The 2,143-nt window shown below is 33.6% G+C and carries 2 protein-coding genes and 1 other RNA gene; 1 reads left to right on the top strand and 2 read right to left on the bottom strand.

The annotated features are described in order from the left end of the window. Window positions 1-314, top strand: a 314-nt coding sequence (locus tag AADI82_RS15005; RefSeq protein WP_341217218.1) for a tyrosine-type recombinase/integrase, incomplete at its 5' end; no start/stop codon positions are given. 75 nt (window positions 315-389) lie between these two features. Here AADI82_RS15005 and rny read toward each other — a convergent pair. Then, window positions 390-1,967, bottom strand: a complete 1,578-nt coding sequence (gene rny, locus AADI82_RS15010) for a ribonuclease Y (RefSeq protein ID WP_034044852.1) — start codon at window positions 1,965-1,967, stop codon at window positions 390-392. 55 nt (window positions 1,968-2,022) lie between these two features. Continuing rightward, window positions 2,023-2,131: non-coding RNA, 6S RNA (ssrS, locus tag AADI82_RS15015), on the bottom strand. Window positions 2,132-2,143 lie beyond the last annotated feature (12 nt).

The raw sequence follows: 2,143 nt of genomic DNA on the forward strand, positions 1-2,143 counted from the left end.
AAGTACGAAATCATATTAATATTCAAGCAGGTTTTGATGACACCTTGTTTTTAAATAGACGAGGAAAACAATTAACACGAGCTATGATTTTTACCATCATTAAGCAATTAGCTGAAAAAATTGGATTAAAAAAAAGTGTTTCTCCACATACATTTAGACATTCTTTTGCGACACATTTATTGCAAAATAACGCCGATTTACGTTCAATTCAATTAATGCTAGGACACGAAAGTATTACAACTACCGAAATCTATGTGCATTTAGATAAAAGCCATTTAACTAAAGTTGTAGAAAAATATCATCCGCGAAAATAACCGTTGATTGTTGGTAAAACTAAAAAATCCAGCTATTGCTGGACTTTTTAATACTATGCTTTTCACAAGAATTAGCTACTTAGCAATATTAACCGCTCTAGTTTCTCTAATAACGGTCACTTTAACCTGACCTGGATACGTCATATCGGTCTGTACTTTTTGAGAAATACTAAACGATAAATCTGCCGCTTTTTGGTCATCTACTTTTTCACTTTCAACAATTACACGTAGTTCTCTACCTGCTTGTATTGCATAAGCTTTTTTAACACCCGTAAAACCAAAGGCGATATCTTCTAAATCTTTTAAACGTTGTATATAACTATCTAAAACTTGACGACGTGCTCCTGGACGTGCACCAGAAATAGCATCACACACCTGAATAATGGGCGATATTAATGATTTCATTTCTACCTCATCATGGTGAGCACCAATAGCATTACAAACCTCATCTTTCTCGCCATATTTTTCTGCCCATTGCATACCAAGTATAGCATGTGGCGTTTCCATATCTGCTTCGGCATCTGGCACTTTACCAATATCGTGTAACAATCCTGCACGTTTTGCTAACTTAGGATTTAAACCTAATTCTGCCGCCATTACACCACAAAGTTTAGCAACTTCTCGCGAGTGTTGTAAAAGATTTTGTCCATAAGAAGAACGATATTTCATTCTACCAACCATTTTTATGAGTTCTGGATGTAGATTGTGAATACCTAAATCGATAACCGTACGTTTACCAACTTCAATAATTTCTTGCTCAATTTGTTTTTGTGTTTTCTTAACAACCTCTTCAATTCTTGCTGGGTGAATTCTACCATCCGTTACTAATTTATGTAACGATAATCTAGCAATTTCTCTACGAACAGAATCAAAACATGATAAGATTATAGCTTCTGGCGTATCGTCAACAATAATTTCTACACCTGTAGCTGCTTCAATAGCACGAATATTTCGCCCTTCACGTCCAATGATGCGTCCTTTAACATCGTCTGATTCTATATTAAATACAGATACACAGTTATCTACAGCTTCTTCAGTTCCAATACGCTGTATTGTATTTATAATAATTTTCTTAGCATCTTGTTCAGCAGTTAATTTAGCTTCTTCAAGTGAGCTTTGAATGTATGCCATAGCATCATTTTTAGCTTCCCCTTTTAAAGATTCAACCAATTGCTCTTTAGCTTCTTCTGCAGATAAACTAGAAATAACTTCTAATTGCTGCACCTGGCTTTTATGAAGTTTATCTAACTCTACTTGTTTCTTTTCTAAAACATCAAGTCTATGATTGTAATCTTTTTGTTTAGCTTCAACATTCTCGTTAAGCTTTTTGTTTTTTGAAAGTTCGCTAGATATTTGAGACTCTTTATCACGAATACGCTTTTCGGTTTCGGCCATTTTTTTATCACGAGATAAAATGACTTTTTCGTGTTCAGATTTAAGTTCTATAAACTTTTCTTTAGCTTGAAGGATTTTATCTTTTTTAATAGATTCTCCTTCTGTATTGGCTTCTTTTAATATGTTAGATGCGCTTCGCTTAGCATCCCTTATTAACTTAGAGGCTTTATTTTTTTCAAGCATTTTTGCTATAATAAATCCTAATATAAGCCCTAATAATATGCCTCCTGCAGTTAATATTATCGAATTAATTTCCATTGTATTTGTTGGTTAGTATATATAAAAAAGCCTACACCGGTATAAAGTTTTGTATAAACTCCTTAAAAACAAGTTTAGGGCTAACAAGCTGATCAAGGATCTGCGACTAAGGCAGCATGCTTTTACAACTTAAACTCACCCTTTTTAAAGAATTAACGTTGAGTTTATCAAAAAAA

This window comes from uncultured Wocania sp., assembly GCF_964021735.1.
GTDB lineage: Bacteria > Bacteroidota > Bacteroidia > Flavobacteriales > Flavobacteriaceae > Wocania_A.